The sequence below is a fragment of the Salinibius halmophilus genome (assembly GCF_003577475.1).
Classification (GTDB): domain Bacteria; phylum Pseudomonadota; class Gammaproteobacteria; order Pseudomonadales; family Natronospirillaceae; genus Salinibius; species Salinibius halmophilus.
On sequence record NZ_QPEP01000017.1, the window covers coordinates 14,912 to 30,806 of the forward strand.

Consider the following 15,895-nt stretch of genomic DNA (forward strand, 5'->3'; position numbering starts at 1 on the left):
CTCACCATTGATCACGCTCTGAACGCAAAGCGCTAAATACTGCTTGATTGGAATCCACATTGTACCCCAATTTTTGCAAATTCTCGCGAATTACTGCGTTATCTAAGCGCAAAAACGTGTTTATCTGGCGCTCCAACGCTAAGTTGGTCACTTTTCGTTCAGTGGCTGATTTGGCCGTCTGCTCGTCTAATAACTCAGCGGCATGGGTATTGTTGGGCTCGAACTTTAATGTGAAGCCGAGGTTATGGCAGAGGTAATCATGCGCAGGGTACACCAAGGTGGTCTCGGCAAGTTCTTCATTAAGGCGTGTAATCGACTGATAGAGCGCTTCAACACTTCCGGCACGCACATTGCCGACCCCGGCATTAAATAGCGTGTCGGCGCAAATCAGTGCGTGCCCTAGGTCGGTATCGAGCGTTAGCACTATGTGGTCGTTCATATGGCCTGGGGTTTCGCGCACGTGAATTGGTTGGCTTAATAGGGTGATTTGGTCGCCTTCACTTAGGGGTTCAAATGCACCTTGGTAGCCAAAGTGTTGATGGCCAGCCAGTACTGGCACATTTAGAGCGGCAACAAGCTCAGGTGTGCCTTGCCAATGGTCTTTATGTGAGTGGGTTAGAACAATGGCAACAATACGGCAACCCGCAGCGCTTGCTTGCTCTTGTGTGAGTTGCGCGTTAAACGGATCGACCGCAATTGCCGTATTATCTTGGTCATCAATGATTAGATGGTTAAAATTGTCCAGCGAATTGGGTACATAAAAGCGTTGAATGCGCATAACTCCTCCGAATAAAGGTGTAACAACAATGTTAGCAGTGGTATCTCCGGCCAAATCTCTCGACTTCGACACGCCTCTAGCGCCAGTACAGCAAGCGGCTGGGGAAACCGAGCCGCGGTTGTTAGACGATACGGCGGTGCTGGCTGACATTATGCGGCAAAAATCCTATCTCGACCTGATGGAAATGATGAAAATCAGCGAGAATTTAGCGCAACTTAATGTTGAGCGATTTCAACAATTTACCCTGCCAATGCCTAAAGATTCTACCAAACCCGCCGTTTTAGCATTTACGGGCGATGTTTACCAAGGGTTAGATGCCAACAGTATGAGCCAGGCACAACTGGCACAAGCACAAAAACAGTTGCGAATTTTATCTGGTTTTTACGGGTTGCTGCGCCCACTCGATCGCATGATGGCGTATCGACTAGAGATGGGTAAAAAAGTAGCCACTGAAAAGGGCGATACGCTGTATGCATACTGGCAAGAAAAAGTAACGGCGATGCTGAACGACGACATCGCCCAAGCTGGCGCCAGTGCCTTGGTAAACCTTGCGTCCAATGAGTACTTTAAAGTGATTAATAAGCGCCAGCTTTCGGTGCCGGTGATTGAAACTGTGTTTCAGGATGAGAAAAACGGCAACATGAAAGTCATAAGTTTTTATGCAAAGAAGGCGCGCGGGCTAATGGCACGCTACATTATTGACAACCAAGTACAAGATGTAGAGCAACTAAAGGAGTTTGCGCTTGAGGGCTATCAGTTTGATGCCGAGGCGTCGACCAACAAAAAGTTGGTATTTAAGCGTACTGAGCTGGCTCGTGAGCAGCTTGCTGGTTAGTGCTGCCTACGCAAACCCCACCTATTCAACACCCTATACAACAAAAAACAGCCCTACATTTGTGCCGCGCTGGATTACACTTGGCGCGGCACATTATCAACAAACGCCAGAGCAGCTAGCCGAGCAGCGTGGTGCGCTGCGCATGCTTGCTTTGAGTGAGTTTCCTCACGTTCAAGACCTTGCGGTGAATCAAGCATTACCAAGGGAAGGGGATGCAGCGTTAATTGGTAGTGCGTTTATGCACTTCCTTGTTGCCACCTATGGCCGCGACGCCATGCTTCAGTGGCTGGCGGCAATAAACGATCAATGGCTGCCTGGGTTTTATTTCACTGCCTACCAGAATACCTTCGGGATCAGCCTTAGCGACGACTGGCAAAACTTTGAAACCTGGGTAAAAGCCCGGGCGAAGCTTGAACTTGACGCAATAACAAACATAGAGCTAGTGGACGGTAGCATTCAAGCCAAAGGCCGAGTGAGCTTGCCAGTACTGGGGCCAGAGCAATCTGTTTGGTACAAGCTCGATAGGTTAGAGCAACCTGATGTTCTGAAGAACTCTGCCACAGGCGAAAGCATTACCTTGCCTAGCAGAGTGTTCGACATTCAGTACCGCAACGGCCAATGGCAAGCATTGCGCTACGTGCAATGTGCTAATGGCGTGGGCAGTGAATGGGTGCGCTACGAGCGTGGCGCTTGGTGGTTAAACGATAGCTGCGAGGGCGTTGTGCAGCTAGTACCCGGCTCTGACAATTTAGTTATTCGCCAAATTGGTGACCAGTTGCAGCTAAACCGAGCTGGCTTGGTGTTTCGCAATGTACCACTGTCAGAAGCCCCTATTATGGCTGCCGCTGATGGGGAGCGCGTTGCAGTGCTGGGCGTAAGCGGTGAAATATATTTGCAAAGTGGCGATGCTTGGCAGCCACTCAATACGCGCCATTTATCACCTAGTTATATAGTGTTGCACGATGAAGATGTGTTTTTTATCAGCAGTGAAAGCCAAGTAAACAACATATGGCGAGCCGGTGATATGCGCCCAGTCACCAATGTGGTTGGTGGCGTGCAAGCATTTGTAATGACTGGCTACCAGCTTTGGTTGTTGCAACAACACCCAGAAGGCCTGGCGCTTAGCCGGTTAGACAACCCGGTATCGGCGATTACCGGCGCCTTACCGGATAGCATGGTGCAGCCTGCAAAACAGCCGCTGTTTAACCTTAATACCTCACCTTATGCAACCAATCTAACGCTTATTGCACCAATAGCCGGCGGCAGCATTGCGCAACCTGCTGTTGGGTCAGGTGTGTATTTTGCTGGCTATAACAAACAGCAAAGCGCTGAACTGGAGGGGCTTGCTGAAGCCGGTGCCTACCAAATAACCGCCAACTACACCTGGCCGAGCTGGCAACTGGCTGCTAGGTATGGTCAATTATCGACTTCGTTGCTGGCGCCTTCAGATTGGGCAGGTGGGGTGCGCTACCAAAAGCCATTCAACGCTGGTTTAAACGTAATGCATACTTGGCAAAGTACAGTGCAATACAGTAGTCGTGAGTTTCGGTTAGGTGTTGGCTATAACATTGACCACCGCCATTTTGCTACCTATGGTCTATTGCCACTGCGCGGTGGTAAGTTAGCTTCTACGATGAGTTGGGGCGTAAACAACGGCCTGAGATTTGGTGGCCAGTATGATTGGTATCGCCAATTTGGCCGACTATATAGCCGCCTTGGTGTGGCCGCCATTGTCGACAGTAGTGAGCAAGCTATGTTGGCAGATAACCTATTTGCCTCGGCATATACAGGGCACCTCGATCAAGTTAAGCTTAATCACCCTGGCGTTAGCGAGCTTGGCAGTGCAACCACATTATGGCAGCAAAAAAGCAGTGGCTATTGGGCCAGTGAGTACCGCCCAAGAGGGCTGGCATTTTGGCCTGCTGGCATAAACCGAGCAGGATTAAGCTTGCAATCATTAACCTCTGGTACCATAACGGCTAACGGTCAAAGCAATATTGCGCTTAGCATTGGCGCCGGTGTATTGGCCGACTGGCGCTTGGCAAATGTGCCAGTGCGAACCGAGTTGATAGGCTACTATGGCTTGCTAAATGCCGCGCCAAGTGTGGCCATTGAGCTGAGTTACTCGGAATTTTAGGGCAGAGTTTAAGACTAGATTTTAGGACAAAATGTTAGGTATCAATATGCGTACTATTTTAGCGTTATCGGCGGTCGTGTTCTTAGCCGGTTGCACGGCGCGCTCGCCACAGCAAATTCAACTCACCAGCTGGGACACCCAACCAGTTGCTGTGGCATCACAAAATGAAACCTTGGCATTGCAAGTTATCGACATGCGTGCCAATGAAGTACTTGGCAGCCGGGGTGGGGTATATGAAGAAACCGCGCAGGTTACCTTGCCCGAAAGCATGTTAACCGAGTGGCAAACCACACTTGAGCAAGCCTTCATAAAAAATGGCTGGCAACCTGCACAATCTGGCGACCTAGAAGTTAATGTGCAACTGTTGCAACTTAGCTTTAGCAGCCAAGCCGGTGAAAGCTACAAACGCGTGCTAACCAACACCGATTGGACTGCTTTGGTAGAAGTAGAATACATAGGCGCCAACGGCAGTATGATTCGTGAATATCGCGCCACCCGCTCGTTTACCGACTTTCCACGCCCAAGCGTAGAAGACAACCAAGCCCGTGCTGAAGAAATATTCAAAAGCCTCACCGACAACATCATTAAAAACGGCGAGTGGGAGAGGATTCTTTAGCCTTTAATTAGTCATTCCCGCGCACCCATTAGTCATTCCCGCGCACCCATTAGTCATTCCCGCGAAGGCGGGAATCTAGTTGCACTACTAAGCCTTTCAAACTAGATCCCCGATAAATGCACTCGGTATGGGTCATTCCCGCGAAGGCGGGAATCTAGTTGCATTGTTAAGTCTCACAGACTAGATCCCCGATAAATGCACTCGGTATGGGTCATTCCCGCGAAGGCGGGAATCTAGTTGCACTACTAAGCCTTTCAAACTAGATCCCCGATAAATGCACTCGGGGATGACGGGGGGATTAAAAATTCAACCGGCCGCGAATACCATAACTTTGTTCGCTATCGGTAAAATTCGCCACACCCGACAACGCGATCCAATCTTCTGGGCGAATGCCTGCTTCCAGCTCACCACTGAAAGTCGTATCTGGCAGAGTCAAATTGGCGCGGGCATTACCTGCCACAAAAAACATGTCGTTTAAGCCCGTTGCAACCAAACCACTAGAAATACCCCAGTAGTTGCTCGACTCTTTAAACCTGTGGTTGTCCCACAAGATATGCATTGCAACGCTCTCTGCTAGGTCGAAGCGAGCGCCAATACCAAAACGTGTACCATCGCTTTGGTCGGTTGTTTGTGTGTCAGTTGCGGTATTGGCTTCGGCTTGCACATAAATAGAATCGCCTAGCAGCGCACTCACACCAATATACGAGAAGTTTTGCCCGTCTTGCCACATGTAGCCAGTATTAATGTTTCCGTAGTAAAAGTCGGTGCTGTGGTCATCCCACCACTCAAACTCTTCATACTCATCGTCGTCGCTCTCTTCGCCACCTTTGGGGAAGTTGATCGTGACGCTGCAATCGTCATCATCGTGCGACTTCTCTTCTTTATGATCGTCGGCATAAGCACCAGCAGTTAGCGTTGCAATGGCAGCTGCCAATAGTAGTTTTTTCATGAGTTTTCCCTCTTGTTGGACTCGCAAGTAAATATGGACGAAGGAAGCTGAACCTTGCATGTGTAAAAGTGAATGGGATGAACGTATGGTTAGTTTTGGTTCAGGTTTATAAAGGGGGTAGGTAAACCAAAGCAGCACCAAGGTGATGCTGCTTAGTACTCAGATACTTGAATTTCTGCCAGAAACTAGGAGTTCTGCGCAGCGCGTGCGTCACGCAAGTTCAAGAACTTACCTTTGAACTCGGCATCAAAGTCGTTGCGATCATTGCTGCGTGGGAAGTCTTTATTTGGCACATCCACATTTAGAAACTCGCAAAGTGGCTCCCAGCCTTCGCTCACTTGGTACTCGAGTAAGCGGTCTGCTGGTACAGCAGCACGAACGGCCTCGATGTGCTGGTTAAACACGTCAATAACGAAGTCTTTGTCGTGCTTTCGGTTTTGGAATAGTTTTTCGTATAGCTCGGCGCTGTTGTACATGCCAACATCACTCATACCGCGTGCAGTTTTGGAAAACTTACACATAAAGCGCATGATAGCGATATACACAGGGTGCGGATCGAAGTTTAAAATAGTCTTGCTTGCGCTTTCGAACCACTTCTCTGCATCGCGCGTGGTTAACACTACCTTGGCATCTGGATAAGCTTCCATTAGTTCCTTGTAGTAAAGGCAGCCTGGAAAGTCGACAATGGCATGGTAGCCATCTAGAAACTCATGCCAGTTAACCTGCTCACCTTCCATTGCACCACGCCAATATGGCACGTGTTGAGGGTTCTTCACTAACTCACTCATGTGGTACGTTGGGCCGAACCCTAGCGCTTCAAGTGCGGTTTGCAACGATTTAGTTCCCGTACGCCCAAAGCCTGCGCCAATTACCTTAACAGTCATAAACATCCCTTAACAATTGGTTACGGGTGCGCATGTTATCGGTGCCAATGAGAATTGCAACGTTGAATTTCGCATAAAGTGCCTCTTAACCGCATGCCTGCGACAATTCGTAGGTTTTTCTAACCGAAGGTTCGGGAAACAATGATCGGTGGTACTACACGTTGCTCGGCTGCGCCGTACAACCCAAACGCTACACGCACCACCGTCACACCCGCACCCACCACCGTCACACCCGCACCCACCACCGTCACACCCGCGTAGGCGGGTGTCTAGTTGCATACACCCATGCTCACCACCGTCACACCCACCACCGTCACACCCGCACCCACCACCGTCACACCCGCACCCACCACCGTCACACCCGCGTAGGCGGGTGTCTAGTTGCATACACCCATGCTCACCACCGTCACACCCGCGTAGGCGGGTGTCTAGTTGCATACACCCATGCTCACCACCGTCACACCCGCGTAGGCGGGTGTCTAGTTGCATACACCCATGCTCACCACCGTCACACCCGCGCAGGCGGGTGTCTAGTTGAATAAAGTATATGGAATATATATATTCAAAAAATCAATATATATGAACTTATATTTATATAATTAACAAAAATAAGATATTTTATAAATATGCAAATCCCCCGAAAAAACCACCCCAAAAACCAAACTTTGCGACGAACGTCATTGAAGTTCACCAGTGCATTTCATAAAGTAAAACCATTTCGCACAGGTAAAAGGATCGCCCTATGCTCCAGACCAAACAAGCACGGATTGCCGACGCCACTTTTCCCGTACTCGCATTGACTGGCACCGACCAGCTCAATCATGGCATTCAGCTGCAAGTCATTATCGAATCATCGATTGTGCCGCAAGAAGCGCGCGACAACTGGCTAGGGCAGAACATTACCGCACAAATCACCGAGCCCGAGCAAATGCCAGTCGTTGTGGCCGGTATGGTTAGCCGTATTCAACTCGTTAAAAGCCACGAAGCGCACTTTCACTACCAGGTTTCGCTCACCTCGCGGCTACTTACCGCCAACCACAAAAAGGCCACACAAGTATTTGTTGGTGTGCCGGCAGTGGAAATTTTAAGAACACTAGCGATGGACGCCGGCTACTTGGCAGATCAAATAGTTGTAGACGTTGATAACGCCCAACAGCTTAGCCACCAGCCATTCGTATTGCCGCAAGGCACCATTGCCCAGCAATTTAAGCAGCTCGCTGCGCTGCATGGGTTTATGTTTTGGTCATCAGTCTCTGCTGATGGCGGTAGTGATGGCATAGAAGGCGAAGAGCAGCTCATTATTGCCAATTCGCCGCAGCATTACCGGCGCAGTGGCAGAAGCTTTGTTGAAAAGGCTGGTGCGGGCCAGGGTGGTGATGGAAGGGGTTTTGATGCCAGCGAAATGATCCGCGAACTGGCCGTAGAACAGCACTGGCGCCCGCATACTAACAGTGAAATGGTGCTAGAACACCCAAGCACGCTGTACGCGTTAGACGAACAAGCGGCGGTACAAGGCGCCAACGCACCACTCGATTACGGCGATGCCGTTACCCGCGCTAAGCTCAACAACGATGCCCTAACGCACGATGCCAACCGCTACGTAGCATTCACGCGCGCTCCAATAGCCCGCGCTGGGCAGGTAATTGGCGTGCAACCCATTACCGAAACCTTATTGAGCGGCTGGGATGTGGCAAGCCAAATGGTGGCCAAAACAGTTAAGCACCATTTACCTATTGGCGAGCGCTATAGCGGTGAAGTAGAACTCGTACCCGACCACCAAGCCGTGCGCCTACCGGTTAAAACCGAACTCACCCTGCCGCCAGTATTTGTGGCCAAAGTCATTAGCCCCAACCCAACGCCAAAACTGGACGGCTTGGGCGAATACCAAATTCGTGCCATGCACGACGGCCAGACAGAAGGCGACGAAGCCTACAGCCCACAAGTGCCAAGCCTAAAACCCTACGCCTCGCCCGACCCAGAAAAAGCCGTAGGCTGGCACATGCCTTTACATGATGGCACCGACGTACTGCTCACCTGCCTCAACCAAGACCTAATGAAACCGCTTATGCTTGGCGTTGCTTGCAAAGACACCGACGAGCAGATGGTTACGGCAGAAAACTACAGCGAATACCGCATTAAAACCCGCGCCAGTAATGAGCTTTGGTTCGAAGACAACGACCAGCAAATAGAGCTGAAAACTTGGGAAGGGCAAATTATCTTGCGCTTTGAAGCCAGTGCTAACCAGGTAATGACGCAACTCATTACGCAATTCGGTAGCCAGTATTGGCAAGCAAACAAAACCTTCGCCCTAACCGTAGGCAGTGAAGAAGACGCTGACCTAACCCAATTTGTTGGCGACAACTTCAGCCTTGCTAGCAAAGCCGACAACACCACAACCGTTACCGGCAACGCCCATTGGCAAAGTGCTGCCGACCTAAGCCTGCGCAGCCAAGCCAACATGACCTTTGCCACCGAAGGCGACTGGCAACAGCAAATTAGCCAAGGCACCTACACCCAGCAAGTGCAAGCCGACCACAGCACCACGCTGACCGGCGGCGACCACACCCGAAAAATAGTAAACGGCGCCATCGTCACCCAAAGCGGCGGCGACATCACCATAGAAGGCACCGGCAGTGGCAAGCTAATGCTGGTAAACGGTGACGGCGGCATTCTGATTAAAAGCAACGGCGATGTAAAAATTTTCGGCCCAATGGTTGCTCTGAACCCGAACTCCAAAGTCACCCTCACCGGCGAAGTAGAATACGAAGTAGGGCCAAGTAATGCGCCGGAGAGTGGCAAAGAGCCAAAAGTATCTGCTTTTTGCGAGCAAAGCCTGCTGGAAGCGCGCAACCAGCCATTGCAATACGACCCACTAGCAAGAGGACGCGACACGGTTGCCGAAGACCCTGCAGGCAAAGAGATGGCCTCAGTATTAATCAAAGACGAACAGGGCAACCCTCAGATCGGTGTTCGACTGCTTATTACGCTTCCCGATGGCAATGAAATGCTGGTAAAAACAGATGAAGCAGGGCGCGTGAACCTAAAGAAAGATAACTTAAGTGGTGCATCGGTACGTGTACTCGGTAAAACCGTTGCACCAGCAAGTGGAGGTGAATGATGAGTGTAAGGAAGCATACCATTGAACCTGGCGAATGCCTGAACTCATTAGCCGCCGAGTTTGGCTGCTCGGTACAAGATATTCGCAAGCTAGAAGGCAACGAAGAGCTTATGGCAAAGCGCCCTCACAGCGGCTGCTTTAACCCTGGCGACCAAATTTACATACCTCAGCCAAATGGTAAGTTCACTATAAATGATGGTGAAGAGCTGGAGTTGGTGGTTGGTGAGGGCAGTTTTGATTTACCAGTCCGGTTGTTAGACAACAACTTGGAACCACTCTCTGACATTGTAGTGAAGTGCATTGGATCCGGTATGGAAGAGCCTCTTGAGGCGGTGACTGATACGACTGGGCAAGTCATTTTTTCATTGCCGTTATCCGCCGATAAAGGAATGATTTCTTACAGGGTCGCTGGCAAACCGAGAGTAGAAGCCTTTCGTGTAGGTCACTCTAAACCTTATTCCGAGATAGAAGGTAAGTTGCAAGCCTTGAATAATGCGCTAGCAGGCAAGTCGCCTAGCCAAGACTATCAGTCTTTTTGTAACACGGTCGCGACCGCGGCGAATAAAACGGTTGATGAAGTGGAGCAAAACATATTTGGTGGAAGTCTATGAAGATGTATCGATTATTTTTAGTTCCACTGTGTGCTTTGTTAGTCACATATAGTCACGCAAAGAACGGTGATTATGGTAGGTCTGTGCCTGCAGAGGAAGCACAGCCATACCTTGAAGCCTTTAATTACAAGGGAACCAGCATTGAAGCACTTGAAGGGCTTTTTAAGCCTGAAGAGTTAGCCATCTTTTATAAGCTAATGGACTTTGACCCAGAGACCGGTGATCCAGATGATAACCCAATCAGGAAACTAACACTGAGCTATAAGATAGAAAAAACAACCGGTGTTAGTTATAACAAAGATTACGGCTACCCAACACACGACGAGTATCGAAACTACTTCATTACACCAGACGGTGGTGATTTTGAAGGCGAAATTGAAGACTTTTACTTTTACTGGTCTAGAAATGCCCCTGGCTGGGGACTTGTTTCGGTGAATAGTGATGGTCATATTGTTGCGTTGAAACCAAAAATAGATAGTGATTCTGATATTGAGCTAGTTAATAGCTTGCCTGAGTTACAGTTTTTGCTGGTAGATTTTACTATGTCTGATGAGTATCTATTAGACCCATCACTTTTAGATCTTCCAAAGCTAAGGTCGTTTGAGAGCACGTCTGTTATCAAAGATTCATATGATCTTTGTAATCGTGAGAATATATCAAGGCTATCTTTTAGAGGTGGGACGAAGTCATATAAAGTGAATCTTGATAACTGCTCTGAAACCTTGACTTATTTATATACAGGGACAGGAACTAGAGACGTATCAATAAAAAATATTCCTAATCTTCAATACTTGGATACTCAGCTAACAGCCGATACAGTTATTGAGGTTGACTTTGAGACGGTGCCGAATATCAAAGCTATTGATACTAATTCATTTACTCAAAGGTTTCCGGGAATAGAAAAGACTAATACAGTTGAGTTTTTAGGTATTGCTGAGACAGGCAGTGAAGCCATGGCGAATCAGTTTTTTGGAGAAAACGTTCGCTATATCGACCTATCATTCTCTGGCTACGATGATTACTCTTGGCTTAAAAACTATCCGAAACTTGAGTCGCTAGACTTGCGAAAAGCGGACTTCGATCAATGGGATTTACTTCCTAAGCTCGAGAGCGTCAAGCATTTGAGTTTGAGTGGCATCCCTATCACGGACGACGCATTGAAATACATCGCAAAAATGCCAAATATACAGCATTTAAATCTGCAAGAAACGAGCTTGACCGATGCAAGTGCTCTTACTGGGCTAGATACTCTAAATTTCTTGATTCTGCCTGAAACAGTAACGTCGCCAGAGGGCGTGCCAATAATTAAGCAGATCTCGGCTATTGGTGGATCGAATGATATTTGGTCTATGGACTATTCTGAGGAATATTCGGAAATGCTCAATGGCCTTAAGGCAAAAAATATATCGGACTGTGTTTTTGATAAACCTTGTACGCCATCACCATTTTATTAAAGGATGAATATGGATATTTATCGATATCGTGCCAAACTTCAAGCGCTACTTATTGATGCAGAGGAAATGCTTCTTACAACAGGAGGGCAAAATAAAGATCATTTTCGCGAAGCAATCGCCGAGTTAGAAGCTGAGTTAACCGACGTAAACCTCTACATCAATACTGCTGGAGAAAGCCTAGCGTTGCAAAAAAGTAACGCAGTAAACAATATTCAAGATGACGTAGTAACGCTAAGTGTGAAAGACGCCGAAGAGTTCTTAGATCGGCTTGGCTTTCACTCTCTAGAATTAATTAGTCAAGCTCACCTTAGGCCTCTGCTCGAAGCTTTACAGCCGATAATCGATCATAAAAAGGCACTACGAGCCTACCAGTCCAAGATAATGTTGCTTCATCGTGAGTACCATTTATTGTCGATGAATAATCCATATAGAGAGTTTGGATCAAGCGCCTACAGGCTGGTAGATATCTTTGAGCAATTAATAAAGCGGCACGACGAGACGACCTCAAGCCTGGTATCTGAGTGGCAGCACCAGGCTGAACGCTATGCAGATGCCTTTGCTAACTCTCCAGATTCGCCATCTTGGCGTGATGAGAGCCTTGCTGTTTGCCTGAACGACGACGTTTTCGAGTACTGGTATGGCGTAGAGCGGGATCATGTAGCTAGTAAGCAAGATGACATTCGACCATATCGAATCAAACAGCACCAGTCGCTCATTAGCGCGAAATTTTATCGAGATGCACTTATCGGCTTCTACACGTATTTGCAGCAAAACTGCGAGGTGATAGACGAGGATATAAGAAGATACCGCGAACAAGCTAAGGTGTTCGAGTACACGCATGCGCTGCACCAATACGATATTGAACGCAATATGAGATGGCGACTACGTGACTTTAGCCGAGCCCACGCTAGTGATGATCGCAATCGTAACGCAATTGTTGAACAAACAAACTATGTTGCGCCTAGTTTTAAAATTAAAGAAACCACTGGTGAAGAGGTTACGCTAACAGATTGCCAAGTGCTTGTTTGGCAGTATGCACAGGGCTCTGATAACCAGCTCACCCCATTTGAACTGTCTGACTCAGCGTTAGGTATGCAGCCAGTAATGATGCTTTACACCGGGAAAATGGGCCAAACATTGAGGCGCAAACCTGACTTCTTATTCGATTCTGGGGTAGGTTGCTCTTTGCAGTATTGCCCGGACACTAGGCGGCTTCTAATTGCTGAAAATTATGAAGGCAGCAAAGAAGTTGACCTGAGCGACTTTAATCCTTTTGTGGCAACACACAACGCGTTCGACGTGGCAGAAAGGTATAAGATTGCTGAGCAGCTGGCGGGCAAGACAGGAAATGAGTTTAATATTGCTAGCCCTGCGGACATGTACCGTTTCAGTGAGTCTGATGTTTTATTACAGGGAGAAAATGTTTTATCGGCCGACCTGTGCCAGAGTGGGATAGCAGCGCACGCGATGCTTCATGTTGGGCGACGGTATGGCTTTATGGTGCTGCCATTAGGCTTTGGCACACTTTATATTGATGACTTGGTTGAGTTTGCCAAACAATCGGGCAGTGTGACGATTAAAACGATTACCGAAGACGATCATGAAGTGGCGTTACCGCCTACCATGCGGTTTGCATCGTTAGACTATATTCGCAAAGCAAGTCAGCTGAAAAATGTTGCCTCAACCATGCAAGAAGCGAGTCAGAAAAAGCAGGCTCACCTTTATATTATTGATTCATTGCATGATTTGGTCGATCAAAACCGGCGCCATTTACACGAGTTTGACACAGATAACGCCGTTGAATATACAAAGCTACTGCACCTGCTAAAGGAGCTGTCATTCGAAATAAGAAAAACCATCTACCAGCCACCGTTTAAAAAGGAGTTCGAGAACTCTGATCAGCTGGCTGAAAAGAAGGTTTATCAAGAACAGCAAAAACTAGCCCTTGCGGCAGAGGCATTTCTTGCTGTTTATAACAATGGATTAAAGTCCGTACAAAGCTTGGGCATTAAAGATGAGGTTATTTCATTTATTGATTCTCAGGCCGATTCGGATGAGTTTCAGTCTGCTTTAACTAGTGGCTACGTTTCTAAGCTCGGTAATAGGGCTGATGTACAGGAAAATAACTTTATTTCGGGTGCTGGAATAAGTTCGGGAGAAAACGAGAAAGACTACTGGGAAGCACCAAGTGAAAGCACTGACGGGTATTGGGCTCCTTATCAATCTATATACTTCGAAAGCTTATCTGTGCTTATCAATGAGCTAGTCGATAACTATGTACCCAAGCAAGTGTGCGCCTCGGTTGAACTAGATTTGGTACATGACTATATTCAGCCAGCTGTTACGAAACTGCTCGCTTCTGATGAAGTTGCTCAACTAGATCAAGTAGCTAGAAAACTATTAGATGTTAACCTAGAAAACGAAACTATTATGGCATTGGAGCCCTGGCAAACAGTACCGAGCTCGCCAGGAATATTGGAAAGTATCGTTAACAACGGCCTACATGGAGCATTTAAAACCACTTTTATTCGTGGCCCAGGTGCACCAGCCTTGCTCGAAAACTTACTGAACCTTGCTCAACAGATTAGCCTAGCTTCTAGTCAAAGCTCATTTTTGAAACAAGCAGGATTTAAATATCGTAGTGCTTTAGCACAGGTCACATTAGTATTACGCGCAAATCCATTCTCAGATACCAATTTAGAATCTCGCCTCGCATCCAGCCTAATTGCTAATCCTAGTAGCCGTAATCGAATAGCAGACGATATTGAAGACTTGTCTGATATTATTATGGACAAGATGTACTCACCCAAGGGGTATGCCAAGTTCGAGGGGTCGGTAAAAGTATTAGATGCAACGTTGAATGCTTTTCTTCTGGTCAGTGAAGCACTTAATGGGTTGCGCCGAGAAGATCAGCAAAAAATCGACTCAAACGAACTCACCTCAGACGACTTTAAAACCTTGTTCCAAGATCTTGTTGATGGTTCCGAGCGCTACTCCGGGGTTGCTCAGCAGTTATTAGCAATACCTGGTGCGGTAAACTTTCTAAAGCAAGCGGCGGTTGGTAGCGATGTTTATCGGCATCTAGAAAGATTAGTCAGCACACGCAGTATGCACGCTCAAACTGCAGCGAATGCAGTGACACAAGGGCAAGCTGCATCCAAGTCTTTAATAAATCTTTCAACCATTTCGAAAATGGCAAATGGCGCAGCGTTTGTAGGCAGTATTGCCTCGGCGATAAAGCATACATCTGAGTACTCTGCTTCGGCTAGGCGCCGTGATGAGCACGATATGATCTTACACGGCGTGCAAGCCCTTGGGGCTGGGGCTACTGTCGGTGGTTTAACGCTGACCAGTAGTGCAGGAGCCGCAATCGCTTCTGCTTTTGGTGTCGCGAGCGTTATACCCGTTGTCGGCCAAGCGTTATTTTTGTTTGGTACAGCAGTCACCTTGGGGGTAGCTGGCTTCAATATATGGTGGAACCGCGGCGGTAAAGAGCTTTGGTACAGTAATACTTATGCCGACTACGATGAAAGATGGGCATTCATCAGTGAAGATGTTGAATCGTATGAGTACACGAAAACCGAGTTTGGCGCCTCCCCACGGTTAGTCCAATTATTCGCATCTCTTGAAGACCAGTATAGAGAAACCCTGGTTGACACATTTGAGGCCCTAGCTGGCAACCGGCCAGTGAAGGCGCAATTGGCTCAATCAACACTCTTTTTGGTATCTCCGGCTGCGTATCTTCTTTACAGGCTTTATGATTTCTCCAATAGATGGCGCAGTGGCAAACTGGATAAAGATGTTAACTGGGACAACATGAACTGGATTGGCCTTGCAAACAAGCTAGCTTTTTCTTCTCAGGAGGACATCGAAGAAAACTTTAGTAATGAGCAGTACCTAGATTCGTTTAGCCTTACGGCAGAAGAGAAAGAGCTATTTGACAACTTTGGCCGACAACACTGGCAGCAGTCGGCACTCGAAGAAGAAACTGCAGAAATACGAGACACTTATGAAGAATTGGTCGATAAGTATCCTCGTAGCCGAGCTGGCTATGTTAACTATGGTGCGATGGCAAGATCGGCGTTAAGTAGTCACCGCTTATCAGCATTGTTTAATGCACTGATTGAAATGAAGGAATTTGCCAAAGAACACCCTGAATCAGCGTTTACGGGATTAATTTGGGACCCAATAGTGGTGGGTGATGAGCCATCGATGACGGCTGAAGATTTTGCAAAAATTGCCTTTATGGATGAAGCAGGGCTGCCAACGAGCCTACAAAGGTTCGAGCGCCCGCCAATCAGTAGCCAATCGCCGCTGCCGAGCTTAACCCTTCAAAGGCTAGTTTCGGTATGGCAGAAGCGCGCTTCGGAGCATAAGCAATTGGCTGAAGTTTGTGCCAAGTTGGACATGGAATGGCAGGAAAAAATTTGCCCAAATGCTTCCAAAGCAGGCGTACAGGATGCCAAGCAAACGTTGCCACAGTTTGAACCGGTTACTGCTGATTATTAACGTT

At 47.9% G+C, this 15,895-nt stretch carries 10 protein-coding genes; 7 read left to right on the forward strand and 3 right to left on the reverse strand.

All coding sequences use genetic code 11. From position 1 onward, the window contains the following. Nucleotide 1: 1 nt before the first annotated feature. Nucleotides 2–778, reverse strand: a complete 777-nt coding sequence (locus DUW71_RS16725) for a hydroxyacylglutathione hydrolase (protein ID WP_119396425.1) — start codon at nucleotides 776–778, stop codon at nucleotides 2–4. Nucleotides 779–806: 28 nt separating this feature from the next. Here DUW71_RS16725 and yaaA point away from each other — a divergent pair, with 28 nt between their 5' ends. From yaaA to DUW71_RS16740, 3 genes are all read left to right on the forward strand, one after another. After that, nucleotides 807–1,613 (forward strand): peroxide stress protein YaaA, encoded by an 807-nt coding sequence (gene yaaA, locus DUW71_RS16730; RefSeq protein ID WP_119396426.1) that lies wholly within the window; start codon nucleotides 807–809, stop codon nucleotides 1,611–1,613. A 61-nt stretch (nucleotides 1,614–1,674) separates the two neighbouring features. Beyond that, entirely contained in the window at nucleotides 1,675–3,750 is a 2,076-nt protein-coding gene (locus tag DUW71_RS16735; protein ID WP_158584220.1) for a hypothetical protein, read from the forward strand. A 46-nt stretch (nucleotides 3,751–3,796) separates the two neighbouring features. Further along, the gene (locus tag DUW71_RS16740) at nucleotides 3,797–4,366 is read left to right on the forward strand and encodes a YajG family lipoprotein (RefSeq protein ID WP_158584222.1); all 570 of its coding nucleotides are present in this window, start codon (nucleotides 3,797–3,799) and stop codon (nucleotides 4,364–4,366) included. Nucleotides 4,367–4,664: 298 nt separating this feature from the next. On the opposite strand, the gene DUW71_RS16745 is transcribed toward DUW71_RS16740, so the two are convergent. Further along, on the reverse strand, nucleotides 4,665–5,315 hold the full coding sequence (locus DUW71_RS16745) for a hypothetical protein (RefSeq protein WP_119396429.1): 651 nt from the start codon (nucleotides 5,313–5,315) through the stop codon (nucleotides 4,665–4,667). A 185-nt stretch (nucleotides 5,316–5,500) separates the two neighbouring features. Continuing rightward, nucleotides 5,501–6,199 (reverse strand): sulfotransferase family protein, encoded by a 699-nt coding sequence (locus DUW71_RS16750; RefSeq protein WP_158584224.1) that lies wholly within the window; start codon nucleotides 6,197–6,199, stop codon nucleotides 5,501–5,503. Between the two features lie 742 nt (nucleotides 6,200–6,941). On the opposite strand from DUW71_RS16750, the gene DUW71_RS16760 reads away from it, so the two are divergent. From DUW71_RS16760 to DUW71_RS16775, 4 genes are read left to right on the forward strand one after another with little or no spacing between them, the layout of a single operon-like run. Continuing rightward, nucleotides 6,942–9,317, forward strand: a complete 2,376-nt coding sequence (locus tag DUW71_RS16760; protein ID WP_119396431.1) for a contractile injection system protein, VgrG/Pvc8 family — start codon at nucleotides 6,942–6,944, stop codon at nucleotides 9,315–9,317. Continuing rightward, entirely contained in the window at nucleotides 9,314–9,928 is a 615-nt protein-coding gene (locus DUW71_RS16765; RefSeq protein WP_158584226.1) for a hypothetical protein, read from the forward strand. The genes DUW71_RS16760 and DUW71_RS16765 overlap by 4 nt, the downstream gene beginning before the upstream one ends. Continuing rightward, complete coding sequence (locus DUW71_RS16770) at nucleotides 9,925–11,382, forward strand: leucine-rich repeat domain-containing protein (protein ID WP_119396433.1); 1,458 nt, start codon at nucleotides 9,925–9,927, stop codon at nucleotides 11,380–11,382. The genes DUW71_RS16765 and DUW71_RS16770 overlap by 4 nt, the downstream gene beginning before the upstream one ends. Before the next feature lie 9 nt (nucleotides 11,383–11,391). After that, a complete protein-coding gene (locus DUW71_RS16775) occupies nucleotides 11,392–15,891 on the forward strand; it encodes a hypothetical protein (protein WP_119396434.1) in 4,500 nt (1,499 codons plus the stop codon). Nucleotides 15,892–15,895: the final 4 nt, after the last annotated feature.